The following is a 26,844-nucleotide window of genomic DNA, read 5'->3' as shown; positions in this document are numbered from 1 at the left end:
TTACAAACTTACTACATCGATTTCTTTTCCTATATAAATAAGTGCTTTTTTTACCACTTTATACCCCATCAATTCAATTGCAATTTGATAATTCTCCAACTGTAGCTTGTATTTAGGACGGTGTATTCCCGTTTTATAATCCAATAAAAAAACCTCTCTATCTTTAGTCATAACCATTCGGTCAGGCTTGATCGTTTTTCCTACTTTTTGAATAATTGTTTGCTCATTCAAAACTTCATTTCCTTCAGCAAAACAAATTTCTAATTCACTGTGATTGACAATTTCCCGAATTGTATTCAACACTGTATCTTTTTGAGCAAAAGTTATCAATCCATTTTCAATAGCCTTTGTAATTGCCAAATCAACATCGCCTTTAGTTTTTACAAAAGAAAGAATTTCGTGTATCACATTTCCATATTCTATAGCGTCCTGTTGGAGTGTGCCCCACATTAAAGCTTCACGTTGTGCAATTTTTATATTCTTTGGATTCAGAATTTCAGCAACTAGAGGAATCGTTTTTGAAGTATCGATGTGATGCTCTAAAGCAGATAACTTCGTTGCATTTCCAAACTCATATTCTAATTTATTTTCATCAAAACTACCTTTATTCTCCAAATAATTAATAAAAAAGCCACACATATTATTCTTTGGAATTTCTCCTTTACTGGATAAATTCATATTCGAAATTACATACAATTGTTCCTCCGCTCTAGTCAAAGCCACGTACAAAACATTAATATTATCTAATAATTCTTCCTGTTTCTTTTGATTGTAAACCTCAGCAGCTTCGACTCCAAATCCTTCTACGGCTTTACTATTGTCAATCAACACTTTTGGCAAACCAAAATCCTGTTCCTCGGCATTTAGCCATAACTTATCTTTGGGTTTTAGACTATAATCTTCTTCTGCAAAAGGAAAAATAACCACTGGAAATTCTAATCCTTTCGATTTATGAATCGTCATAATCCGCACTGCATCGGTCCCTTCCGGTGACGGAATACTGAATTTCTCTGCATTTTTATCCCAGAAATTCAAGAAATCCGAAATTCCTGCTTGGTTGCGAATATCACGCTCGAGCACAATGTCCAAGAAATATTGAACATAGGCGTTACTTATTTTTGGATTTAGGAATTTTGAAATTATAACCTCAACCGCCTCATACAATGATTTTTTTCTAATGTTTTGAAACGAAAGCGAAAAATCAAAACTCACCAACCACTTCTCGAATTCCGTTTCTTGAATCAATGCCATTCCTTGAGCAATAAAATCAGGAATCGGTAATTTATCCTGATTATGCTGCGCTAAATATTGAAGGAATTTTGCTTTGGATTCCAAATCAGAACTATTCTTCAAATATTTCAATAAATGAATAATCAACCGAACTTCGGTGGCATTTTGAATCATGAGGGTTTCCGATGACAAAAGCGGAATTCCTTGCTCCGTCAAATAATTAGCAATCGCAATTCCTTGACTCCTTTTTCGGGTAAGAATCACAATATCTTTGTATTGAAATCCTTGCTGTAGTGATTTTTGAATGACATTTAATGTTGCCAAAACATACAGATCAGTTTTATCCAATGTTTCTTCGTCTTCTTCGGAAGTTTCCAATTTTGGGATAAAAGAAATATTTACATAGCCGCCAATTTTATCATTTGACTTTTGGCGGCTGTGATTTTCATACAAATCTTTGTAATCCAAATGTTCGAATTCATTGGATAACAATTGAAAAAAATCATTATTGAATTCTATTATTTGCGAATAGCTGCGGTAATTTTTATCTAAATGCTCCAGAACTTTCTCCGGATTATTGAATGGATTCAGGTCTTTACTCAATTCAATAAACTGTTCTGCCTTTCCGCCACGCCATCTGTAAATGGATTGTTTTGGGTCACCCACAATCATCAACGTGCCTTTTTCGCCGTCAATTTCACTAGAAGTAGCGTTGTCGATAAGCGGAATCAAGTTTTGCCATTGCATTTCAGACGTATCCTGAAATTCATCAATGAAAAAATGACGGTAGCGTTCCCCCAATCGTTCGTATATAAAAGGTGCAGGCTGGTTTTGGATCTCCCGATGAATAATCGCATTGAATTCTGAAATAGAGAGTACATTTTGCTCTTCTTGAATTTTGGCCAATTCATTGCTGACGGTATTTAGCAATGACAAAGGAGTAATGTTTTTCAGGAACGCTTTATAGAAATGTATCTTCTCGAAGGCACCATAAACCCTAGCCACTATTTGCAAAAATTCAGGAATTAGATTTTCAATAATCGCACGATCTTTAGCCGTTTTATTAATAGCAATATCATCAAACTCATGAAAAGTTTTATTCTTGGGATTGAACTTTCCCTGTTGAATACTATTAATATGGTTTGGAAAAGTACCTCTGGAAAAGGATTTTACATCAATTCCGTTGTTATCAATTAGAGTCAATGCTTCTTCTGCAAAAACAATAGTTTGTTTTACTAAGTCTTTGCAAGCTTCAGACAGTTTGTTTTTGATTTCGACAAATTCAGCGATGGATTTATCTTGAAAATGGGTGATTTCGTTTCGGTTATTTTCATTAAGAACCAAACGTCCGGTTTCGAGAATTTCACGAGAAATATCCCAAGATTTGTCATCATCCGTTTTCTCCATCGTGAAATCGATGAGTAGCTTTGTCAATGTTTCATCTTCTCCCGCTTGTGCGATGATGGCATCGACAGCTTCTATCAATAAACTTTCGGTGTCTAATGTAACTTCAAAAGTCATGGGCAAATTCAAATCATGGGCAAAAGCCCGAATTACTTTATGGGTAAATTTATCAATGGTCGAAATATCAAAAGCGGCATAATTATGAATAATATGCTTGATGATTTGCTGTGATTTGGTTTTGATTTCAATAATGGAAAGTTCCGTATCTATGGCTAAATCCTGCATTAAATCCTGGGCTTTTGAACTTGGTTCGGCTTTTGCAAATTCAGACAAACTACCTACGATTCGGCTTTTCATTTCGTGTACCGCTTTGTTGGTAAACGTAATGGCGAGAATGTTGCGATAGGCGTCATTCTTTTTTGCAACAAGAATGATTTTTAAGTATTCTTTGACAAGCGCGTAGGTTTTTCCGGAACCTGCCGATGCGTCGTATATAGAGAAGGAAGGTCTTTGCATTACGATTTTAGATTTCTGATTAACGATTTTAGATTTCTGATTTAGAATTAGCGATCTAATTTCCCAAATCCCCTAGCCCTGATAGCGGCAACATCCTTATGTGACGGGGTTCGACACATAAGATATAGCGAATAGCAGGAAATAGCTTCTAAAAACACAACAATTTCTAGGTAACTTTTAAAATTTGTTTGTATAAAACTTAAAAGTAGTATTTTTGCAGCATGGAAACAAATAGACAGAAAAAAATAGGTGGGGTGATCCAAAAAGATTTGGTTGACATTCTGCAAGGTGAAGTGAGAAAAAACGGAGTAGCTAATTTAATTATTTCGGTATCCAAGGTTGTTGTAACTTCAGATTTATCAGTGGCTACAGTGCATTTAAGCGTTTTTCCTCAGGACAAAGCAAAAGAGATTTTAGAGGCGGTGAAGTCCAATTCTAAAACAATAAAACATGATTTATCACAGCGTGTTCGTTTACAATTAAGAAAAGTACCAAATTTAGTTTTCTTTATCGACGACTCTTTGGACTATATTGAAAAAATTGACAATGCCTTAGCCAATAGAGACAATCCTATAGAAAACAGAGACCTTTTGGACAAACGCAGATTTCAATAAAACTTGAATTTCCCCCTTTACATCGCCAAACGTTACATTCGCAGCAACAGTAAAAATAATGCGATCAATATCATCAATCGGATTGCCAGCATGGGAATTATTGTTGGTGCCATGGCTTTGTTTGTAGTTTTATCTGTTTTTAGCGGCTTGAAAGTTTTTAGCCTTTCGTTTACCAATGACATTGATCCTGATTTAAAAATAAGCAGCACTTTAGGAAAATCTTTTTTAATTGCTCCAAATCAGGAGACCCAAATCAAGAAAATTGACGGCTTGGTTTCCTACACCAAAATTATTGAAGAACGAGTTTTATTCACTTTTGACGGTAAACAGGAAGTTACGTACTTAAAAGGCGTTGATTCTAATTTTAGCAAAGTAAATGCTATTGAAAAGAAACTTTTTAACGGACAATGGCTTAAACCAGATACCTATCAAGTGGTGGTTGGTTACGGAATTGCCCAAAAATTCTCGATGGGATTGCTTGATTTCAACCGTCAATTGGAAGTTTTAGTTCCAAAACCAGGAAAAGGTGCAATTGAAAATCCGGAACAAGCTTTTAATAAAACCGATCTAATTCCTGTTGGGATTTATGCCATCAGCGAAGACCTTGATTCTAAATATGTTTTTGCCGATTTAGGTTTAGCACAAGAATTATTGGAGTACAAAACCAATCAGGTTTCTGGAATTGAAATCAAAGTGAAAGCTGGCGCTGATGAAAGTGCTATTACTGACGAACTTCAAACTATTTTCAATAATAAAATCACCGTAAAAAACAGGGCACAACTCAATGAATCGCTGTATAAAATGTTGAATACAGAGAATATTGCGGTGTATTTAATTTTTACTTTAGTTATTGTTGTGGCACTTTTCAACTTGATTGGCGCCTTGATTATGATGATTTTAGACAAAAAAGGAAACTTGAAAACCCTTTTTAATCTGGGAACGGAAATCAAGGATTTACGGAAAATATTTTTGCTTCAAGGCACTTTGTTGAGTGTTTTTGGCGGAATTATTGGACTGATTTTAGGAATTATAATTGTGTTACTGCAACAACATTTTCAACTGGTTATGATTACTCCTACACTGGCGTATCCTGTAGTTTTCTCTCTTGAAAATGTATTGATTGTTATGGGAACGATTGTCTCACTTGGTTTTATTGCTTCGCTAATTGCAAGCAGTCGTGTGAGTAAAAAGTTATTGGCGTAAGATTTTTGATTTCAGATTAAAAAATAAAACAAAAATTCCACTAATTTACACGAAATAACTTGTGCAAATTAGTGGAATTTTTGTTTGAAATATTTAGTTAAACAACCTCATAACCCGCATACGCTTCTTCGATTTCATTCAAAGCGGCGAACAACTCATCCGGTCTATCTAAGGTTACTAATTTTTGTTTGTGGGGTTTAAAAGAATGAATCCCTTTGAAATAATTGGTGTAATGAGGACGCGTTTCCACAATTCCCAATCTCTCTCCTTTCCATTCCATTGCCCAAGTAAGGTGATTTCGTACTGCTTCGACTCTGTCTACAACAGTGGGTTTTGCTAAATGTTCTCCCGTTTTGAAGTAATGTTTGATTTCGTCAAAAATCCAAGGATAACCAATGGCAGCTCGACCAATCATGATACCATCGATGCCGTATTCGTTTTTGTACTGCAATGCTTTTTCGGGTGAATCAATGTCGCCGTTTCCAAAAATAGGCATCGTAATTCTGGGATTATTTTTTACTCGTGCAATGTGGGACCAGTCAGAATGGCCTTTGTACATTTGGGCACGAGTTCTGGCGTGGATGCTCAAAGCGGCTACGCCAATGTCTTGCAAACGCTCTGCAACTTCATCAATATTAATGGAATTATCATCCCAACCCAAACGAGTTTTTACAGTTACAGGCAAATGCGTGCTGTCGATAACAGCTTTCGTTAAACGAATCATCAAATCTATATCTTTTAAAACACCGGCTCCGGCGCCTTTACAAACGACTTTTTTGACAGGGCACCCAAAATTGATGTCTATTAAATCCGGGTTTACAGCTGAAACAATTTTGGAGGACATCGCCATGGCTTCTTCATCTCCGCCAAAAATCTGGATTCCGACAGGGCGTTCATAATCGAAAATGTCTAATTTCATTCGGCTTTTGATGGCGTCCCGAATTAATCCTTCGGAAGAAATAAATTCCGAATACATCATATCGGCACCATGGGCTTTACACAACCTGCGAAAAGGCGGATCGCTCACATCTTCCATAGGCGCGAGAAGTAAAGGGAATTCGGGTAATATTATGTTGCCAATCTTGACCATCTTCATGTATTTTGGTGCAAAATTACGATTTTTAGATGAAAGGATAAAAGAAGAAAGAAGAAAGACTTAGTATTAAACCGATTAGTTTGCGAATTCGGGACTTTGAAACTGTTGAATTTAGCTTATATTTGCAGATTAATTGTCGCTGTTTGGCGATTGCGTGAGGGATTGCAGCAAAAATCCTTTTCCTTTTTTCTTTAAAAGGAAAAGATTGTAGCGGAAAGCCCGACCCTTGTGGTCACGCCCTGAAACAATTCAGGATAAACCAAAATAAATTTGATACCAACGGAAAATGAAACATATACGGAATTTTTGCATTATTGCACATATTGATCACGGGAAAAGTACGCTTGCTGACCGATTACTTGGCGCAACACAAACGGTAACCGCTCGTGAAGAAAAAGCGCAATTGCTTGACAACATGGACCTAGAACGCGAACGTGGTATTACGATTAAGAGTCACGCGATTCAGATGGAATATACCTATAAAGGACAAGAATACATCCTGAATTTGATTGATACTCCGGGACACGTGGATTTTTCGTATGAAGTTTCCCGATCGATTGCGGCTTGCGAAGGTGCGCTTTTGATTGTAGATGCAGCGCAAAGCATCCAGGCACAAACGATTTCGAATTTATATTTGGCTTTGGAGAATGACTTGGAAATTATTCCCGTTTTGAACAAAGTGGATTTACCAAGTGCCAATCCAGAAGAAGTAAGTGACGATATTATTGATTTACTGGGATGTAAATTAGAGGATATTATTCACGCTTCGGGTAAAACTGGTTTTGGTGTAGAAAATATATTGGCAGCCATCATCGAAAAAATCCCACCTCCATCAGGAAGTGTTGACGAACCGCTACAAGCGTTGATTTTTGACTCGCATTACAATCCGTTTCGAGGAATCGAAGTTATTTTCCGTGTGAAAAACGGACAGATTAAAAAAGGCCAGAAAATTAAATTTATGGCTACCGGAAATGAATATTTTGCGGATGAAATTGGTACTTTGAAATTAAATCAAGTTCCGAAACAAGTCATTTCAGCGGGTGATGTTGGCTATTTAATTTCTGGAATTAAAGAAGCGAAAGAAGTAAAAGTAGGCGATACGTTGACGGATGCAAAAACGCCAACAACAAATATAATTAAAGGTTTTGAAGATGTAAAACCAATGGTTTTTGCGGGAATTTATCCTGTGGACACCGAAGATTATGAGGAGTTGAGAAACTCGATGGAAAAACTGCAGTTGAACGATGCTTCCTTGGTATTTTTACCGGAAAGTTCAGCCGCTTTGGGATTTGGTTTCCGTTGTGGATTCTTGGGAATGTTGCACATGGAAATTATCCAGGAGCGTCTGGAAAGAGAATTTAACATGACTGTAATTACTACCGTTCCCAACGTTTCGTATTTGGCTTACACCAAAAAAGATCCTACTACGCCACTTATCGTAAATAACCCTTCGGACTTGCCGGAGCCTTCTCGTTTAGACCATGTAGAAGAACCGTTTATTAAGGCAACTATCATTACCAAATCTGATTATGTGGGGAATGTAATGAGTTTGTGTATCGAAAAACGTGGGTTGATTACCAATCAAACGTATTTGACTACAGAACGCGTAGAGTTGACTTTTGATATGCCGTTGGCAGAGATTGTATTTGATTTTTACGACCGTTTGAAAACTGTTTCTAAAGGATATGCCTCGTTTGATTATACGCCAATTGGGATGCGAACTTCTAATTTGGTGAAAGTGGATATTTTATTGAACGCCACCATTGTGGATGCTTTATCATCCTTAATGCATGCCGACAATGCGTATCACATTGGTAAAAAAATGTGTGAGAAATTAAAAGAATTAATCCCGCGCCAGCAATTTGACATTCCAGTGCAAGCGGCTATTGGGGTAAAAGTAATCTCTCGTGAAACGATAAAAGCGTTGCGTAAAGACGTTACCGCCAAATGTTATGGTGGAGATATTTCCCGTAAACGTAAATTATTGGAAAAACAGAAAAAAGGTAAAAAACGCATGAGACTGGTTGGAAATGTTGAAATTCCGCAGGAAGCGTTTATGGCGGTGTTGAAGTTGAATGACTAAAAATTATTTTAATTCTGACCCGAGCAAACTGGTAAAGCAATTTTAAATTATAAATGAAACCTGACGATGTGAAAATTGTCAGGTTTTTTTGTTTCTATTTATTCTTCAACCATTCAAACAATCGTTTTGCATCTTCGAATTTAAACAATTGGGTTCCTTCATTCATCGTTGCTGCCGATCCGCAAGCAACTCCCCAACGGATGACTTCTTTCAGGCCTTTATTTTCCGAAAGCGACCAAACCATTCCACCCACCATACTGTCACCGGCACCCACAGTACTTTTTTTGGCAACATTAGGAGCAGGGACAAAATCATAGAAATCTTTGGTAACTAAAACTGCGCCTTGCGGACCAAGTGAAACAACTACGATTTCGGCGCCGCCTTTTGCAATGATTTGTTTGGCGGCTTCGTTTACTTCTTCCAGTTCCAATCGCTCCACGCCTATTAATTTTGCCAGTTCTCCAACATTTGGTTTGATCATATAAACGCCAATTTCTAACGCTTTTTTTAATGATTCACCAGAGGTATCCACAATTAATTTAGCATTTGTTTTTTTTGCGATTTCTGCTATTTTTTGATAAAAATCTATTGACAAACCTTCGTTCAAACTACCACTGGCTACCAAAAATTTTGGTTTAAAACTAGCTATGGTTTCTAATATTCTATTGCTTTCTTCGGTAGTAATTTGTCCTCCTGTAAATCCAAATCGGTATTGTGAATTGGTGTTGTCATCTACCGCGACAAAACTTTCACGGGTCCAGGTTTGGACTTCGATTGTTTTAAATTCAACTGATTCTTTACTCACCAATTCCTCCAGCATTTTACCCATTGGTCCACCAGAAGTAAAAACTGCTAAAGACGTCCCTCCTAGACGAGAGATCGCCTTAGAAACATTGATTCCTCCTCCTCCCGCATCATAACGCGGTTCATCACATCGTATTTTTTGTTCTGGTACTAATCCTTTAAAATGAGTGCTTTTATCTAAAGCAGGATTAACGGTAAGGGTAACGATATCAAATGTCTTCATTTTTCACGAATTTAATACTCTAAAGGTCGGATAAAATTGATAGAATTTGATAGAATTCAAGGCGAATATTTCTTTGTATATTTGCAACCTCAAAACAATTAAAATAATGATCGAAGATAAAACCCCACAACGCACAAGTATTGCTCAATTAGGAGAATTTGGATTGATAGACCATTTGACAAAAAACTTTGAAATCAATCAACCTTCGACTCTAAAGGGAATTGGGGATGACGCTGCCGTTTTGGATTTCAAAGATAAAAAAGTAGTCGTTTCAACAGATTTGTTGATTGAAGGTATTCATTTCGATTTGGCTTACATGCCACTAAAACATTTGGGCTATAAAGCGGTTGTTGTTAATGTTTCTGACATTTGCGCGATGAATGCCAAACCAACACAAATCACAGTTTCTATAGCGGTCTCTAATCGTTTTCCTTTGGAAGCATTAGATGAATTATTTGCAGGAATAACGCATGCAGCACGTGAATATAATGTAGATGTTATAGGTGGCGACACCACTTCTTCCCAAAAAGGATTAATCATCAGTATAACAGCTCTTGGCGAAGCTGATGAAGAAGAAATCGTTTATAGAAACGGTGCCAAAGAAACTGATTTATTAGTGGTTACAGGCGATATTGGAGCTGCTTATATGGGGTTGCAAGTTTTGGAAAGAGAAAAACAAGTTTTTCAGGTAAATCCAAATTCACAACCAGATTTAGATGCATATACCTACCTAATAGAACGTCAATTAAAGCCAGAAGCGCGTAAAGATGTTCGTACTTTATTGCACGCTTTAGAAATAAAACCAACATCAATGATTGATATTTCTGATGGACTCTCATCGGAGATTATGCATTTGTGCAAGCAGTCTAAAGTGGGTTGTAATTTATATGAGGACAAATTACCAATCGATCCACAGTTTATTAACGTTTGTGAAGAATTCAACATCGATAGTACTACTGTTGCTATAAACGGAGGCGAAGATTACGAATTGCTTTTCACCATTGCTATGGAAGATTTTGAAAAAATAAAAGGAAATCCAAATTTCACGATTATTGGCCACATGACACAAGAAAGTGAAGGAATTCATTTAGTTACTCGGGCCAATACCAAAATTGCTTTAAAAGCGCGTGGCTGGGATGCTTTGAGTGAATAAAATCTCTTAATTAAACAATAAACGACACTTTTCAGTGTCGTTTATTGTTTAATTTAAAAAAGCAGGCCTCTTTTCTTTGCCTCCCGGACTAAATCAGCATCACTCCCGTGCTCTATTTTTAATAATTCTTTTAAGTTTAATTTTCTTCGTTCTATTGCTCCTAATGAAATTGGTATATATTGAGGTATATCATTCAACTTAGTCCCCTTTGAAATATGAAATAAAATTTGCTCATCAAATTGATCAATTTCGATAACATCTTCTTCTGCTTGATTTAACATTTTTAAAACCGATTGGCTATAATACTTTTCATCTTTTATAACTTTATCAAAAGCAAAAAGCAATTCATCAAATGTTAAGTCATTTTTAATAACCAGTCCATTTGGGTTTATCGTCTTGATGATGGTCTTTATCTTCAACAATTCAGTGTACATGGTAAGCAAAATAATTTTGCAACTGGGCATATGTTCTGATAATAGCTTTGCTAAATCCTCACCAGAATAAATATTTTTTTCTTCGTAAGCCGGCATACTAATATCTAAAAAAGCAATGTCAAATGTATCGTTATCTGGATTTGTGATGATGTGGTAGGCTGATTCACAATCTTTAGCTTGTGTTATAGAAAACTCAAACTCTTCAGGATTATACCTTGTTATTGCGTTTTTATACCCTTCAATAATAAAAGGATGGTCGTCAACTATTAATATTCTATTTTTTGTTATTACTTTATCAACTGAATCAATCGCCATTTTTGTATAGGTTCTAGGTTTATTTTTATTAAATTGGGATTTTAATGGTGAGAACTGTTCCGTCGCCTTTTTTTGATTTTAAATCAAAAAACCCTTCACATTCCTGGGTTCGAGAAAGTATATTTTGGAGGCCAATCCCTTTTTTTGCAGTTTTTACATTAAAACCAATGCCATCATCACTTATTTTTAAAACCAAGTTATTCTCTTCTTTTTTTAGTTCAATTTTAATACTACTGGCATTGGCATACTTGTTCACATTTTGAAGGGATTCCTGAAGAATACGGTACAAATTAATTTTCACCGCATTACTGACCAATTCCCATTTTATGGTTGAATCGATATTCGTTGTTAGTTTTGATTTAAATGTCTTTTTTTGATCTTCTAATAAATTATCTACAATAGTAACAAAGTTATTGATTAATTCTGATTTTTCTCTATTCAAATCATGAGATATTTCCCGAATGTCCTGCTCGATATTTTTCAACTCTACTAAATAAGTGTTTCGTTGATTAATTGCAATTTCATCATTGAATTTATTTAAACCGTCCAGATTCATTCGGATGCCAAACATCCTGCCCAAAACTCCATCATGGAGCTCTTGTGCTACTCGCTTCTTTTCTTTAACCCTATTGATCTCTATAGTACTTTGCTGCGAAATCATTAAATTATAAATTTCTTCATTCGCCTTTTGTTGCTCTTGCTTGAATAGCAACTCTCTATTTTTGGTTTTTTGTATTTTTATAATAAATAGGAATAAAACAAGCATCGCTAATCCGCTGAAAATATATACTAAATTTCTGTTTGTTTCTACTAAATCAGTATTTTTACTCTTTATTTCCTCTGTTTCATATTCTATACGGGTGAATTTATTCCCTATTTTTCGCTCTTCTTTTTGCAATTTTTCGCTAACTTGTATATATTCGGTCGCATAAGTCGCCGCGTTTTTAGGCTCAATAAAAGACAATTGCTTTAGAGAATTTAAAACATTTCGATAATTGTTCGTTTTTTGGGATAATTCTAGTGCTTGTTTGGCAAACTCGCTTGCTTTTAAGGTATCGCTCTTTGAAATAAAATACTCTGATAAATTAATTTTACTGGCAATTACACCCGCTGTAAGTTGTAGACTATCCCGTATTTTTAATGATTGAAAAAATAAATCGGGAAGCCCTTCCTTATCGTGTAGTTTGAATTTAGAATAAGCTAAATTATTCAATAACATAGCATGTAACGAAGGTTTATCTTCAGATACATTTTCCTCCTCTAATCCTCTCTGAAAGTATATTTTCGCTTGCCTGTAATTTTGTCTTTTAAGATAAATATAACCTATGTTATTATAAGAAGTCGCTTCTGGTTGAAATACTGATGGAATTATCTTATCAATACTAGCTAAAGCTTTATTGTGATATGCCATCGCATTAGTGTAATCCTCTAGTTCATTATAAATCAATCCTAAAAGATTGTAAGAATCATATAAGACATCGTTTTCATTCGTATTCTTTATAATATTTAAAACTTTAATAACAGCTTTTTCGGATCCTAATAAGTCGCTTTGATTGAATTGCAGGTTTGCCTTTTTTATAATGGTTTTGGCCAGATTAATGTTATCTTTCAATTCAGCATACATTTTTTCTGCTTTATCATAATATAGAAAAGAACTATCCGGTATCGCTTGAGAATCGTAATAATCACCTAAATAAATAAACCCTTTTGCAAGACTGAGAGTATCCTGCTTAATTTTTGATTTTTTCAGAACCAGATGCACTGTTTTTTTATAGTCTTTCCAGTTATCTAGATTATAATACCTGTTGGCAATTTTAAATAAATTTGTCCGATGAAGGGAATCATTTTCTTGTACAATTACAATTTTTAATGCTTTCTCTATGTATTGGGCTCGTTGTTCTCCAAGTAAAGCATAATCATTTGCCATTTCTAAATAGCTAGAAAGACTGTCTTTTTGTGAATTAATTATAGCTTCCGAAGTCTTTTTGGGCGTACATCCAAAAAAAACAAATAGAAGTAATAACAATAATAATGTGTGCTTAAAATATTCCACTAATAAAATCTAATTTTATCAAAAATAGTAAAATAAAATTAGTACCATAAAAAAAGGCTGACAAAATAGTTTTGACAGCCTTTATTATTATTTTGGAAGATAATTAATCTACTTTCTTGTTCCCACCAGTTGAACCATTTCCAACAAGTTCCAATTTTAAATTTTCGATTTTAAAAATTTCCGCTTTGTTATCTTTTTTAATTGTTGAAGTTAATTCTTCATTTGAAGAAAAAGAAGTTAATACCATTACTAAAGAAAATAATCCGATTGTTAAAATTGCTTTTTTCATAATTTGGGGATTTTATGTTGTTGTTTGATTTTGTTTGTTTATGAACTCAGTTTCGCTGAATTCTTTTGTAAAACTACACAGACAACTTGATTTTTTCCTACAAAAAAAGACGTTTATGGTAGAATGCATCCGTTTGATAGTGGATGAACATCAAATTTGAGTAAATAGCTGATTTTATATTTCTAAATAATTTCCGTTAGCAAATTCGGAGATAACAAGATCGATATTGACCTTATACGATTTAGAAAAAGGAAGTTTTTCAGTACTATTTTTAATATAACAGAGAGAGTTTCCACTATGAATTCTGGAAATATAATTACGGTTCACAATATAACTATTATGGATTCTTATAAATGGATACGACAATGCGCCTTCAAAATGTTTCAATGTTTTAAAAGCTGTTATCATTTCTCCATTGTTTAGATAGATATCTGTTGAATTATTATCCGCTCGGAGATAACTTATGTCTTTTGCATCAATATAACGATAATCTCCATAAGACTTAATACATAAAGTCAACGAGTGCCCCGGACTTACTGTTTCTAGCTGTGGCAGGCATATTGGTTTTTCCTCAAAAGTTATTGATTCGTTCAAGTCTACCTCATCTTCGACTTTTGCTTTATTTAACTTTAAAATCAATTTTACAAAATCGATTCGCACCAATGGTTTCAATATATAGTCCGTCACTCCATGTTGTATTGCCTCAAAAGCCAAATCTTTTTTACTGGTTGTCACAATAATTTTAGGAATAACTTTTAAATACCTGTGCAACTCATTGATAAGCGACAATGACAAATTACTGGCTTTGTTTACAGGATCAATTTCGAGAAAAACTAATTGCGGAGTATACTCTAAAATAAGGTTTAACCCATCTGAATAATTATTTGCGGACGCCAAGAAGATAAGTTCTGAAAAACTATCAGCAATGCCTTTTGTTTTCAAAACACTTTCTGGATTGTCGTCAATAATAATGTACGAATAATTCATCAATGGCTTTTCCAGGAATTATTAGGCATAAATCATATATCCAAAATAAAAAATATTTTGGACCATTAAATTACTATTATAGTCTAGGGAAACTACTTATGCAAAAGCATAAAATATCAGACAAAAATGCTTGTTTAACATTCTAAAAATAAGCATTTAGCCTTTTTTATGTGGCTGTTGTTGATATGTTTTTAACAAATGTTGATACATTAAGATGAAATGCAAATATATCCGATTAAGAGCACTGGAGTTTTTTGAAAGAAATTGAAAATAAAAATTTATTTAAAAAATTATCCCCAAAAAATCTTCATTGTCAATCCTATAAAACGTATAATCTAGGAGTTGTAATACCTCCTAGATCAAAAAAATACCTTATTTATCGATGATTTTTATATCAAAAATAACTGTTTCAAAATTAAATGCAAAAAACATTTTTTTTACAAATTTATCTTACTTTTATCGAAAAAAAACAACGCTATGAAAAAACTATTCACTTTAATGTGCTTATTCACTTATTTATTTGGTTTCAGCCAAGAAAATGAACCAACAAGTTTTAAGAAAAATGAAATTAAATTAAATGTTGCCTTTTTGGTTGCAGGTGGTTTCGAAGGAACTTTTGAAAGGATAATTAGCGAAGAATCTGCTTTTGGAGTTTCTTTATTTTTTCCTGTGATTGAAGATATTGAACCAAACTTTAGCCTGACCCCGTATTATCGTTATTATTTTGGAAAAAAACCTGCAGCTGGATTTTTTGCAGAAGGATTTGGAATGTTGAATTCTTATGATAGTTATATTTATAATGACAATTCATTTAATTCAGACATAGAAACCCGAACTGATTTTGCGCTTGGCTTTGGACTTGGGTCTAAATGGATTACCAAAAAAGGATTTCTTTTTGAAATAAATGCAGGTGTTGGACGAAATTTATTTAACAGCTCTGATACCGACTACGAAATTGTTGGTCGCGGTGGCGTAAGTTTTGGTTACCGATTTTAAAATAATAAAGAAAGGCTTCTCGAATCGAGAAGCCTTTCGTATTAAACAAACGATTTAACACATAATCGAGTATACTTATTTATTACATTTTCATCAACCAGTTTTTTATTGAAACCTCATTTTCTATAATTGATTTCAAGTCTTCGATCGCTACACGGTCTTGTTTCATCGTATCTCTATGACGAATCGTTACCGTTTGATCTTCGATAGTTTGATGATCTACCGTAATACAAAATGGAGTTCCCAATGCATCTTGTCTTCTATAACGCCTTCCAACAGCATCTTTTTCATCATACGTCACGCTAAAATCCCAACGTAAATCGTCAATGATTTTATGCGCGATTTCTGGCAGTCCATCTTTTTTTACCAATGGCAAAATTGCCGCTTTAGTTGGAGCCAGAACCGAAGGCAATTTCAGAACCGTTCTTGTGGAGCCATCTTCAAGCGTTTCTTCTTTTAATGAAGTTGCAAAAACTGCCAAAAACATCCTGTCCAATCCTACAGAAGTTTCCACTACATAAGGCACATAATTTTGATTCAATTCGGCATCAAAATACTGAAGTTTTCGTCCTGAAAATTGTTCATGTGCTTTCAGATCGAAATCGGTACGAGAGTGAATCCCTTCCAATTCTTTGAATCCAAAAGGAAAATTAAATTCAATATCAGAAGCTGCATTGGCATAATGTGCTAATTTTTCGTGATCGTGGAAACGGTAATTTTCTCTTCCTAAACCAAGTGATAAATGCCATTTTAAACGAGCTTCTTTCCAAAATTCATAATGCTTCATTTCTTCGCCTGGACGTACAAAAAATTGCATTTCCATTTGTTCAAACTCCCGCATACGGAAAATAAATTGTCGGGCAACAATTTCATTTCTAAACGCTTTTCCGGTTTGTGCGATTCCAAAAGGAACTTTCATTCGTCCTGATTTTTGGACATTTAAGAAATTTACAAAAATACCTTGAGCCGTTTCCGGACGCAAATACAAATCCATTGCAGAATCAGCTGATGCTCCTAATTTTGTACCAAACATCAAATTGAATTGACGCACCTCAGTCCAATTTCTGGAACCTGATTCCGGACAAGCAATTTCCAATTCTTCAATTAATGCTTTCACATCTTCCAAGTCTTCGTTGCCAAGTGAACGCGCCATTCGCTCCAGAATTTCTCTTTCTTTAGCTTTATATTCAATTACACGGGCATTTGTAGTTATAAATTCCTGTTCGTTGAACGCATCCCCAAACCGAGTTCTTGCCTTTTCGATTTCTTTGACTGCTTTTTGATTCAGCTTTTCGGCATAATCTTCAATCAAAACATCCGCTCTATATCTTCTTTTTGAATCTTTGTTATCAATCAATGGATCATTAAAGGCGTCTACGTGACCTGAAGCTTTCCATGTAGTTGGGTGCATCAATATTGCCGCATCAAGACCTACGATGTTATCGTTCATTTGAACCATTGCTTTCCACCAGTATTCGCGTATGTTCTTTTTTAACTCTACTCCGTTTTGTGCATAATCATAGACTGCACTTAAACCATCGTAAATTTCGCTTGACGGAAAAATAAATCCATATTCTTTTGCGTGCGAAATTACATTCTTAAATAAATCTTCTTGTTTTGCCATAATGATGCAAAAATATAAAAAGTGAACTTAAAAAAAAGAAAATTGTTAAAGATTGAAGCATTGATTTGTTTATTTTTATAAATAAATCCCTGATTAGATGTTTGAAAGCCTTATAAATTTATTTTTTCCAAAAGTCTGTTCCGGCTGTAACTCCTTTCTACTGGTAAATGAAAATGTGATTTGTACGGTTTGCAGACACGAGATTCCACTGACCAATCACCATTTGAACCCTGAAAACGATGCTTTCAAAAAATTTTACGGACGGATTCCGGTACAACATACCTCGGCATTATTTTATTTCCATAAAAAAGGAATTGTCCAAGAACTTATTCATAATTTAAAATACAAAGGGCATGAGGAAATAGGAACAATTTTAGGCGAATGGTATGCTCAGGATTTAAAGAAAATCAAATTATTAGAATCGGTAGATCAGATTATTCCAGTTCCATTACACCGAAAAAAGTTAAAAGAAAGAGGATACAATCAAGTTACCGCTTTTGGAAAAGCACTTTCTTCGGTTTTAAAAGTCGGATACAATGATTCACTGTTGATTAGAAAGGTATATTCAAAAACCCAATCTAAGAAAAATTTATTAGGAAGAACCGAAGGAATCGAAATGATTTTTGATGTTGTGTTTACTAAAAAAGACTACAACAAACATTTCCTGTTAATTGATGATGTTATCACTACCGGAGCTACATTAGAAGCTTGTTCCAAAGTTTTACTTAAAATCCCCGGTGCCAAAATTAGCATTGTTTGTATGGCGATGGCGCAATCGTAACTCGGGACTAAATACATGTATTCAAAATCGAGTTACAATTTAAAGCATGAAGTTTTTTAGCACTCATGAGTTCTCCTAACTTTAATTCTACAAGGAGCTCCAGGAACCTCTTAAGAAGTAGAAGAATTTTTCATCCGTCTTTTGGGCGACTAAAAAGTTTAAAGCGAGAAGCAGCACGCGCAAAAACGAACTGACAAAGTGAATAACTCCTGAAAACAAGTTTGTTACCAGTTCAAACAGTACGCCATCAAATTAATTTAATGAAATTATAACCAAATAGAATTTCCGTTTCCAAAGTTTAATGTTTAAATTTGAATAAAAATTTTTATAAATCATTTAAACAATCATATTATGGCTTTTGAATTACCACAATTACCTTATGCGTATGACGCATTAGAACCTCATATTGATGCGCGTACAATGGAAATTCACCATTCTAAACATCACAATGCGTACACAACCAATCTAAATGCTGCAATTGTTGGTACAGATATGGAAGGCAAGACAATTGAAAATATATTGATTAATCTTGATATGAAAAACGCAGCTGTTCGTAACAATGGTGGTGGTTTTTACAACCACAACTTGTTTTGGAACGTAATGACTCCAAACGGAGGCGGACTTCCTACTGGAGATTTACTAGTTGCAATTGAAGCTGCTTTTGGAACTTTTGAAGAATTTAAAGCAAAGTTTAGCAAAGCAGGAGCAACACAATTTGGTTCTGGATGGGCTTGGCTTTGCGTTCACAAAGGCGGTAAAGTAGACGTTTGCGGTACGCCTAATCAAGACAATCCATTAATGCCCGGTGTAGGTTGTGCTGGAACTCCAATTTTAGGAATGGATGTTTGGGAACATGCTTACTATTTGCATTATCAAAACAGAAGACCCGATTATATCGAAGCTTTTTTCAATGTAATTAACTGGACGGAAGTTGCTAGAAGATATGCCTTAGAGAAATAATCTTTTCTCTTTTACACAAAAGCGCCGATTTCAAATTTAGAAATCGGCGCTTTTTTTATGGCATTTCTTCACTTTATTCCAATAAAAAAGGTGGAATCTCTTCCACCTTTTTTGCCCCAAATCTACCATAAATTTAACCTACTAATGTTATGGTGAGTCAAAATTATACTAGTTCTTCGTTGCTGCCAAATAAATTAGATGAATAACTTAGAAAACCGATTAAAAACCAATCAGTTCCAATTATTAATAGGCTCTTGCATCTTTCCCTTCATAAAAATTCATGAATGCACGATTTACCACTCGGTTGCCTCCTGGAGTAGGATAATCACCGGTAAAGTACCAATCTCCTAAATTTTTTGGACAGGCAGTATGCAAATCATCTACCGTTTGAAATATTATTTTTACTTCGGCTTTTATCTCCGTAGAACTTAACATTTGTGCAATTTTATCCGAAACTTCTTGTGGTTGAAAAGGTGCGTATATTGCTGTTACATAATTGACCACTTCAGTGTCATTGAAGTTTTCCTGTGCTTTACATTTCACATATACTTCATCAACAATATGGTACAAGTTTCTTTCTTTTAGCAATTCTAAAGCGGCTTTGAAAGCTACTAATCCTTCTAATTTTGCCATGTCAATTCCATAACAATCCGGATAGCGTATTTGTGGCGCAGAGGACACTACAACAATTCGTTTTGGATTCAAACGATCCATCATTTTGATAATACTCATTTTGAGGGTTGTACCTCGAACAATACTATCATCGATAATTACTAAATTATCCGTTGGCTTTATCACACCATATGTAACATCATACACATGGGCAACCAAATCATCACGGCTACTATCCTCTGTAATAAATGTTCTTAGTTTTGCATCTTTAATCGCTACTTTCTCGGTACGTATTTTTACAGACAGGAGCTCTTGTAATGATTCCTTAGTCAAGGTATTTCTATTCTGAAGAATATAATTGTTTTTTCTTTGATTCAGGAAATCTTGAGCTGCTTCTACTAAACCGTAGAAAGAGGTCTCGGCAGTATTTGGAATATAAGAAAAAACAGTATTGTCCGTATCCTCATCAATAGCGTCCAAAACAGCGGGTAAGATAAGCTTCCCTAATGTTTTTCTCTCCTGATATATTTCTGCATCACTTCCTCTAGAGAAATAAATTCGTTCAAAAGAACAGGCTTTTTTTACTGTTGGAGGAAGAATCTCTTCCATTGAAACCGTGCCATTTTTTTTAATTATTAATGCCGTTCCAGGTTCTATTTCTTGTACTTTTTCGAAAGGCACGTTGAAAACGGTTTGTATAACCGGTCTTTCAGAAGCAACAACAACTACTTCATCATCTTGATAAAAATAAGCGGGACGTATCCCGGCAGGATCTCTAAAGACAAATGAATCGCCATGTCCTAAAAGTCCAGCCATAGCATATCCCCCATCTAAATTTTTAGAAGAACGTCTCAAAATTTTAGCAATATCCAAGCGCTCGGCAATTACAGGAGAAGCTTCTCTTTTAGACAAACCTTCTTCTTTACAATCCTGATACAACTGCATCACTTCTTTGTCCAAAAAATGTCCTATTTTTTCCATAACGGTCACTGTATCTGCCATTTCTTTTGGATGCTGACCCAATTCTACCAAATTTTGAAAAAGTTCTTTCACATTGGTCATATTGAAATTCCCTGCCAATATCAGATTACGATGCATCCAATTGCTCTGACGCAAAAACGGATGAACGCTTTCGATACTATTTTTTCCAAAAGTTCCATAGCGCACATGGCCCAAAAACAACTCTCCTAAGTACGGAATATTCTCTTTTTGAAGCGCTACATCATCCGCATACTCCGGATGAGCTGCCATCTCCTCATTTATTCTTTCATTTATTTGTTTAAATACATCTTGAATGGGCTGCGAATGATTGGATCGCACGCGACTAATATACCGCTCCCCAGGTTCAACATCCATTTTAATACTTGCAAAACCTGCTCCGTCTTGCCCGCGATTGTGCTGCTTTTCCATAAGGAGATACATTTTTTGTATTCCGTAAAAAGCCGTTCCGTATTTCTCTTTGTAAAATTCAAGCGGTTTGAGTAGTCTAACTAGTGCTATTCCACATTCATGTTGTAAAGCGTCGCTCATTGTGTTGTTGTTTGTTGTTGTGTTATTCTAAAAATGAATTTGACTAATTTGTATGTATGACAATAATCAAACCAGATGCTATACCTTATATTTTTTTAACAAAAAAAACCCCGTTTCCGAGGTTTTCATGCATTATAATTCTATGTCAAACTGTGTCAATGATTTGAATTGTTGCAATCTTGACACAACTTCCTCTTTGTTTAAATTAACCATCCGTTCCGTTCCAAATTTCTCAACACTAAAGGAAGCTAAATTAGAACCGTATATAACCGCATTTTTCATGTTCTCAAAAGATATGTTTTCACTCTGTGTTAAATATCCTGCAAAACCTCCTGCAAAAGTATCTCCTGCTCCTGTTGGATCAAAAACTTCTTCTAATGGCAGTGCTGGTGCAAAGAAAACTTCTTTATTATGAAACAAAAGTGCTCCGTGTTCGCCTTTTTTAATTACTACATATTTAGGCCCCATATCCTGGATCTTAGCAGCCGCTTTCACTAGTGAATATTCTCCCGAAAGTTGTCTTGCTTCTTCGTCATTGATTGTAATTACGTCAACACGTTTCATCACATCCAATAATTCGGGCAAAGCACAATCCATCCAAAAATTCATAGTGTCTAGCACTACTAATTTTGGTTTCGTTTCCATTTGGTCAATTACACTACTTTGTACTAATGGATGTAAATTTCCTAGCATCACTATATCGGCATTTTTAAAATTCTGAGGGACTTTCGGTTGAAAATCACCCAAAACATTAAGTTCCGTTGCCAATGTATCTCTTGAATTCAAATCATTATGGTAAAGCCCGCTCCAAAAAAACGTTTTCCCACCTTTTACTACTTCAAGTCCAGAGATATCAATGTTTCTTGCTGTTAATAAATCTAAATATTCTTGTGGAAAATCATCGCCAACTACAGAAACTATGGCAGATTGTAAATTAAAAAAAGAAGCCGAAAGTCCTATATAAGGTGCAGCTCCACCTAAAATTTTATCCGTTTTACCAAAAGGCGTTTCTATGGCATCAAAAGCAACGCTTCCAACAATCAATAATTTATTCATTTTATGAGTTTCGAATTAAGGCGCAAAGATAGTTTATAAGTTGTAAAATTGCAACGGGTCTCAATTGTAAAATTTTACTAATTTAAACCATTCGCTTTTTAATAATTTACATTGTAAATAATTAAAAATCTCATTATTTACAATCTACAGATCTAATGAAAATGTCTTTATTTCAACCAGGAAATAATAGCCTCATTTTCTTGATTCACTGCATAATCCAAAGCCGTTTTTCCAAAAATATCCTTTTGATGCGTATTGATTTTATATTTCAACAAAATTTCTACACATTTTTCCTGACCAAAAGTGGCAGCAAAAAACAACGCATTGGCCTTATTATAATTTACTAAATCTGGACTCGCTTTGTGTTCCAACAACAATTCTGCTAAAGAAGAATACCCTTTGAAACACGCACCCATTAAAGCAGAATTACCAGAGGAATCCTGAATATCTAAATTTGCTTTTTGCGAAATCAAATAGGCTACAACATCATAATTATTATTGTAAACAGATAGAATAAGTAAACTATAACCAGAAGAATTTAATGAATTTATATCATTCCCTTCTTGTACAAAGCTTTCAATCGTTTTTACATCATTCGTTCTTGCCGCCTCAAAAACAGCTGTGTTTTGCGCATTCAAAAAACCAGAAATTAAAACTACTAATATGGAAATTATTTTTTTCATTTTTTTAAAATTTAAATAACAAAGGAGCGCTAAAAAACGCTCCTTTGTTAATTTTTCTTACAATTATTGCATCATTAAAGTTTCTATCTCTTTACGATCCATTTTAAGTTCTTTTGCTAAACGCATTCCGTATTCACTGTCCGCTTGGTAAAAATGAGCAATCATTTTAGCAACAATCACTTTATTTTTCACTTGTTTCAATGCTCCAGATAAATTATAGATTAACGCATCTTGATCTTTTTTAGAAAAACTACGATACAAATCGCCTGCCTGAGCAAAATCATTTGGTTTCGAAATTTTTGCTTGAGCTGTTGTTACGTTAACAAATTCTGACTTTGAATATTTAAATTTTACATCATCCTTTACCTCCGGTTTATTTGTTGAAGGCTGATAATTCACATCACCCGTTTGAGGACGCAATGACATATACCCATTTTCATTGTATGTTGTAACTGCATTTTTAGGCATGTTTACAGGAATTTGTTGAAAATTACCTCCTAAACGATGGCGTTGTGTATCAGAATACGAGAACAATCTCCCTTGCAATAATTTATCTTCGGAAGGCTCAATTCCCGGAACCAAAATTGCGGGTGAAAATGCCGCTTGCTCTATTTGTTGAAAATAATTGGAAGGATTTTGATTCAAAGTCATCGTTCCTACTTTGATCAGTTTAGCAATTTTTTCAGGCCAAATTTTAGTAGGATCAACAGCATTAAAATCCAAAACCAAAAAGTCTTCTTTTTTCAACATTTGAACATACAAATCCCATTTTGGAAAATTCCCTTTTTCAATTTCATTACGCAAATCCAAAGTGGCATGTTCAATTTGTGTGGATTGAATTGCATTGGCTTCGGCTTGTGATAAATTACGCACTTCTTGCTGTGGAACCCATTTGTATTTTACGTAGGTGACTTCTCCTTTCGCATTTACCCATTTGTATGCATGTACTCCATTGCCTTCCATTTGGCGAAAATTTGCAGGGATTCCGTAATCAGAAAATACCCAAGTCAACATGTGTGTTGATTCTGGAATATTGGAGAAGAAATCGAATACTCGATTCGGATCTGATGCGCCATTTGTTATTGGGGACGGTTTAAAGGCATGAACCATATCCGGAAACTTCATCGCATCACGAATAAAAAAAACAGGCAAATTGTTTCCTACTAAATCATAATTCCCTTGTTCAGTGTAAAATTTAACAGCAAAACCTCGAGGGTCACGGTACGTTTCTGGAGAACCCGCTTGGTGTGTTACAGTTGAAAAACGAACCAGTAGAGATGTTTTTTTACCTGCTTTGTTTAAAAAATCTGCCATAGTAACATCCGAAAAATCAGAAGTTGCCACAAATTCTCCAAAAGCACCCGTTCCTCGAGCATGAACCACTCTTTCCGGAATACGCTCCCGGTCAAAGGCTGCTAGTTTTTCAATCAAATGTATATCTTCAAGCAGGACTTGTCCGTCTTGCCCTATTGTTTTTGAATTTTGATTGTCTCCTACTGGAGCTCCAGAATTTGTAGTCAAGGTTTGACCAAATGTTAGCTGAGTTATCACTATGGCTAATGATAACACGAATGCTTTTTGTTTCATAAAACTTTTTTTAATTTATTTATCATTGCAAAAATATTGACAAAAAACATATTGACATAACTGAAATTTTATATCTTTGTCATTGACAACGTCTATATACATGAACATCCAACAATTAGAATACATAATTGCAGTAGATCGATTAAAAAACTTTACAAAAGCTGCTGAATATTGCAATGTTACCCAAGCTACTCTAAGCACAATGGTCAAAAAATTAGAGGAAGAGCTTGAAATAATCATTTTTGATCGAAAAAAAAACCCAACAGAAACTACCGAAATTGGACTTGAAACAGTTGAAAATGCCAAAAAAGTAGTTCTTCATAGCCAACTTTTAAAAGACAACGCAAAAAAGGTTAATGGAAAAATTGAAGGGAAGATTAGAATTGGAATCATCCCTACAATTGCGAACTCCTTACTACCAAAAATCATAAAACCTATTTTAGAAAATTATCCTGATTTAAAACTAGAAATCTCAGAATTAACAACTAATTCCATTACAAAACAGTTGAAGGAAGGCCAACTTGATATGGGAATCGTTGCAACACCCTTACACGAACCCGAAATTGAAGATATCATTTTGTTTTATGAAACTTTAATGGTGTATGGCGATATTGATCCGGTGCAAAACTACATTTTACCCGATGAAATTAGAAATCATAAAATCTGGCTTTTAGAGGAAGGGCATTGCCTGAGAGAGCAATTTATTAAATTATGTTCTTTAAAGAAAAAAGAGAAAATGATTGGAAATTTAAAATTAGAAGCCAGTTCGTTTGATACTTTATTGAATATGATTGACGAGTTTGGCGGATTAACTTTGATTCCGGAATTATACTACAACACGCTTTCTCTCGAAAGGAAAAAACAAGTCAGTTTTTTTAACGCGCCCATTCCAGTGCGTGAAATGAGTATTATTTACCACCGTCCCTATGCCAAAATCCGAACAATAGAAGCGCTCGCCAAAATTATTCAAAGTACAATAAACAAAAAATTAATTTCGAATAAATTTAAAAAAAGCGAATTAGCAATAACTCAAATATAACGATCATTCACACGTACTTTCATAAAAAGCATCTATTGAAAGGTGTTTTTGCATGGAAGCCATTACAGCTAGGGCATCACATCTTTCGTTTTGAATATGATTATTATGCCCTTTGATCCATTTAAAATCTACTTTGTGTTTTCGATAAACAATTAAAAATCGTTTCCACAAATCAGCATTTTTCCGATCTGTAAATCCTTTTTTTTCCCAGCCCAAAACCCATTTTTTTTCTACTGAATCGACCACATATTTAGAATCAGAAATCACCAATACCCTAGTATTTGGATTTTTTAGTTTTTCGAGACCCACAATTACTCCCAGCAATTCCATTCTGTTATTTGTCGTTCTACGAAACCCTTCATAGAATTCTTTTTTATAGGGTTTTCCAACCCATTCCATTACTACTCCATAACCACCGTTACCTGGATTACCCTTAGCAGCCCCGTCTGTGTAGATGTGTACGTCGTGAGAATTCAAAATTATAAATTATGCATTAATAGTCTTTCAATCACTTCCGGAAAATACTTTTGTTCCAATTCATGAATTTTTTGGGCAACTTCTTCAGGAGTTTCATGTCCTGATAAAATTATGTTTTTTTGAAAAAGAATGTTTCCCTCGTCATAATTTTCATTAACATAATGAATCGTAATTCCGGTTTCTTTTTCTTTATTCCCAACAATTGCTCTGTGAATATGCATTCCATACATCCCCTTTCCTCCATATTTTGGCAACAATGCAGGATGAATATTTATTATCTTATGGGGATAGGCAGTAATGATATTTTCAGGGAATTTTAATAAGAATCCCGCTAAAATTATCAAATCAGGTTGAATTACATTTACTTTTTGTAGTACTTCACCTTCAAAAAGTTGTTCTTTTGAGAAAACCTCTGTTGGTAAATCATAGTTTTTAGCTCTTTCTAGCACACGAGCAGTTGGGTTATTTGTAAAGACCGCCACAACACTTCCTGTTTTTGTTTTTTCAAAATACTTTATGATGTTTTCAGCATTAGTACCCGATCCAGAGGCAAAAATCATAATTTTTTTCATAACCTAACATGTTTTAATGGTACAAAAAAAGGCATAAAAAATGAAAATAAATAACATTGCACCAGCTTTGTTAAAATAAATTTCATAAATTAGATCTCACATTTATTAACTAAATAGTTGTTTTAAAATAAAGTTTTTTATTTTTGCCAACAAATTAAATTCTAAAATTAAAGATTATGTCAGACATTGCATCAAGAGTAAAAGCGATTATCGTAGACAAATTAGGTGTTGACGAAAACGAAGTTGTAACAGAAGCAAGCTTCACTAATGATTTAGGAGCTGACTCATTAGACACTGTTGAGCTTATTATGGAATTCGAAAAAGAATTTGACATTCAAATTCCAGACGATCAAGCAGAAAACATCGCTACTGTAGGTCAAGCAATCTCTTACATCGAGGAAGCTAAAAAATAATAAAGTACACACCCGTTTACAGTTTTGTAAACGGGTGTTATTATTTTTTTTAAAATTAAATTCGAGATTGTATTTCAATCAAAATTATATTTATTGTATTACCCATGGCT

The 26,844-nt window shown here is 34.5% G+C and carries 23 protein-coding genes; 9 read left to right on the top strand and 14 right to left on the bottom strand.

Going from position 1 to position 26,844, the window contains the following annotated elements; all coding sequences use genetic code 11:
* Entirely contained in the window at positions 1–3,150 is a 3,150-nt protein-coding gene (locus tag AC0608_RS05030; RefSeq protein ID WP_478288326.1) for a UvrD-helicase domain-containing protein, read from the bottom strand.
* A gap of 221 nt (positions 3,151–3,371) precedes the next feature.
* On the opposite strand from AC0608_RS05030, the gene rbfA reads away from it, so the two are divergent.
* Together rbfA and AC0608_RS05020 are read left to right on the top strand one after the other, a co-directional pair.
* Positions 3,372–3,764, top strand: coding sequence for a 30S ribosome-binding factor RbfA (gene rbfA / locus AC0608_RS05025; RefSeq protein WP_417959205.1), 393 nt, complete (start codon positions 3,372–3,374; stop codon positions 3,762–3,764).
* Between the two features lie 3 nt (positions 3,765–3,767).
* Positions 3,768–4,967, top strand: coding sequence for an ABC transporter permease (locus tag AC0608_RS05020; RefSeq protein WP_417959204.1), 1,200 nt, complete (start codon positions 3,768–3,770; stop codon positions 4,965–4,967).
* A 97-nt stretch (positions 4,968–5,064) separates the two neighbouring features.
* Here the strand turns inward: AC0608_RS05020 and dusB are convergent, their stop codons facing one another.
* Entirely contained in the window at positions 5,065–6,057 is a 993-nt protein-coding gene (gene dusB / locus AC0608_RS05015; protein ID WP_417959203.1) for a tRNA dihydrouridine synthase DusB, read from the bottom strand.
* Positions 6,058–6,349: 292 nt separating this feature from the next.
* Between dusB and lepA the strand changes: the two genes are divergently transcribed.
* Positions 6,350–8,146: a translation elongation factor 4 gene (lepA, locus tag AC0608_RS05010; RefSeq protein ID WP_417959202.1), complete on the top strand. Its 1,797-nt coding sequence runs from the start codon at positions 6,350–6,352 to the stop codon at positions 8,144–8,146.
* 94 nt (positions 8,147–8,240) lie between these two features.
* Here lepA and AC0608_RS05005 read toward each other — a convergent pair whose 3' ends face one another.
* Positions 8,241–9,173: a 1-phosphofructokinase family hexose kinase gene (locus tag AC0608_RS05005; RefSeq protein ID WP_478288325.1), complete on the bottom strand. Its 933-nt coding sequence runs from the start codon at positions 9,171–9,173 to the stop codon at positions 8,241–8,243.
* Between the two features lie 106 nt (positions 9,174–9,279).
* On the opposite strand from AC0608_RS05005, the gene thiL reads away from it, so the two are divergent.
* A complete protein-coding gene (thiL, locus tag AC0608_RS05000; protein ID WP_417989769.1) occupies positions 9,280–10,326 on the top strand; it encodes a thiamine-phosphate kinase in 1,047 nt (348 codons plus the stop codon).
* Positions 10,327–10,379: 53 nt separating this feature from the next.
* On the opposite strand, the gene AC0608_RS04995 is transcribed toward thiL, so the two are convergent.
* From AC0608_RS04995 to AC0608_RS04980, 4 genes are all read right to left on the bottom strand, one after another.
* Complete coding sequence (locus AC0608_RS04995; RefSeq protein WP_417989768.1) at positions 10,380–11,075, bottom strand: response regulator; 696 nt, start codon at positions 11,073–11,075, stop codon at positions 10,380–10,382.
* 28 nt (positions 11,076–11,103) lie between these two features.
* The gene (locus AC0608_RS04990) at positions 11,104–13,128 is read right to left on the bottom strand and encodes a tetratricopeptide repeat-containing sensor histidine kinase (RefSeq protein ID WP_478288324.1); all 2,025 of its coding nucleotides are present in this window, start codon (positions 13,126–13,128) and stop codon (positions 11,104–11,106) included.
* Positions 13,129–13,231: 103 nt separating this feature from the next.
* Positions 13,232–13,417, bottom strand: a complete 186-nt coding sequence (locus tag AC0608_RS04985; RefSeq protein ID WP_478288323.1) for a hypothetical protein — start codon at positions 13,415–13,417, stop codon at positions 13,232–13,234.
* 174 nt (positions 13,418–13,591) lie between these two features.
* Positions 13,592–14,404 (bottom strand): LytR/AlgR family response regulator transcription factor, encoded by an 813-nt coding sequence (locus tag AC0608_RS04980; protein WP_478288322.1) that lies wholly within the window; start codon positions 14,402–14,404, stop codon positions 13,592–13,594.
* Positions 14,405–14,881: 477 nt separating this feature from the next.
* Here AC0608_RS04980 and AC0608_RS04975 point away from each other — a divergent pair, with 477 nt between their 5' ends.
* Positions 14,882–15,400, top strand: a complete 519-nt coding sequence (locus AC0608_RS04975) for a DUF3575 domain-containing protein (protein ID WP_417989764.1) — start codon at positions 14,882–14,884, stop codon at positions 15,398–15,400.
* Positions 15,401–15,482: 82 nt separating this feature from the next.
* On the opposite strand, the gene AC0608_RS04970 is transcribed toward AC0608_RS04975, so the two are convergent.
* Entirely contained in the window at positions 15,483–17,024 is a 1,542-nt protein-coding gene (locus AC0608_RS04970; protein ID WP_417959194.1) for a glycine--tRNA ligase, read from the bottom strand.
* A 97-nt stretch (positions 17,025–17,121) separates the two neighbouring features.
* On the opposite strand from AC0608_RS04970, the gene AC0608_RS04965 reads away from it, so the two are divergent.
* A complete protein-coding gene (locus tag AC0608_RS04965; RefSeq protein ID WP_417959193.1) occupies positions 17,122–17,805 on the top strand; it encodes a ComF family protein in 684 nt (227 codons plus the stop codon).
* Positions 17,806–18,156: 351 nt separating this feature from the next.
* Positions 18,157–18,765 (top strand): superoxide dismutase, encoded by a 609-nt coding sequence (locus AC0608_RS04960; RefSeq protein ID WP_417989762.1) that lies wholly within the window; start codon positions 18,157–18,159, stop codon positions 18,763–18,765.
* A 243-nt stretch (positions 18,766–19,008) separates the two neighbouring features.
* Here the strand turns inward: AC0608_RS04960 and AC0608_RS04955 are convergent, their stop codons facing one another.
* The 4 genes from AC0608_RS04955 to AC0608_RS04940 form a co-directional block, all read right to left on the bottom strand.
* A complete protein-coding gene (locus AC0608_RS04955; protein ID WP_478288321.1) occupies positions 19,009–20,907 on the bottom strand; it encodes an amidophosphoribosyltransferase in 1,899 nt (632 codons plus the stop codon).
* A gap of 132 nt (positions 20,908–21,039) precedes the next feature.
* Positions 21,040–21,963: a PfkB family carbohydrate kinase gene (locus AC0608_RS04950; RefSeq protein WP_417989760.1), complete on the bottom strand. Its 924-nt coding sequence runs from the start codon at positions 21,961–21,963 to the stop codon at positions 21,040–21,042.
* A gap of 167 nt (positions 21,964–22,130) precedes the next feature.
* Complete coding sequence (locus AC0608_RS04945) at positions 22,131–22,646, bottom strand: ankyrin repeat domain-containing protein (RefSeq protein WP_478288320.1); 516 nt, start codon at positions 22,644–22,646, stop codon at positions 22,131–22,133.
* A gap of 63 nt (positions 22,647–22,709) precedes the next feature.
* Positions 22,710–24,233, bottom strand: a complete 1,524-nt coding sequence (locus tag AC0608_RS04940) for a catalase (RefSeq protein ID WP_478288319.1) — start codon at positions 24,231–24,233, stop codon at positions 22,710–22,712.
* A 100-nt stretch (positions 24,234–24,333) separates the two neighbouring features.
* On the opposite strand from AC0608_RS04940, the gene AC0608_RS04935 reads away from it, so the two are divergent.
* Positions 24,334–25,272: a hydrogen peroxide-inducible genes activator gene (locus AC0608_RS04935; RefSeq protein ID WP_478288318.1), complete on the top strand. Its 939-nt coding sequence runs from the start codon at positions 24,334–24,336 to the stop codon at positions 25,270–25,272.
* Between the two features lie 3 nt (positions 25,273–25,275).
* Here the strand turns inward: AC0608_RS04935 and rnhA are convergent, their stop codons facing one another.
* Positions 25,276–25,749 carry a ribonuclease HI gene (rnhA, locus tag AC0608_RS04930; RefSeq protein WP_478288317.1) on the bottom strand — a complete coding sequence of 158 codons (474 nt, stop codon included), beginning with the start codon at positions 25,747–25,749 and terminating at the stop codon, positions 25,276–25,278.
* Between the two features lie 2 nt (positions 25,750–25,751).
* A complete protein-coding gene (gene purN / locus AC0608_RS04925) occupies positions 25,752–26,321 on the bottom strand; it encodes a phosphoribosylglycinamide formyltransferase (RefSeq protein ID WP_478288316.1) in 570 nt (189 codons plus the stop codon).
* 176 nt (positions 26,322–26,497) lie between these two features.
* Here purN and AC0608_RS04920 point away from each other — a divergent pair, with 176 nt between their 5' ends.
* On the top strand, positions 26,498–26,734 hold the full coding sequence (locus AC0608_RS04920; protein ID WP_007137004.1) for an acyl carrier protein: 237 nt from the start codon (positions 26,498–26,500) through the stop codon (positions 26,732–26,734).
* Positions 26,735–26,844 lie beyond the last annotated feature (110 nt).

The organism is Flavobacterium sp. GNP008, from assembly GCF_056428965.1.
The sequence above is the reverse complement of the archived record's forward strand: the minus strand, read 5'-3'. Positions and strand labels throughout refer to the sequence as shown.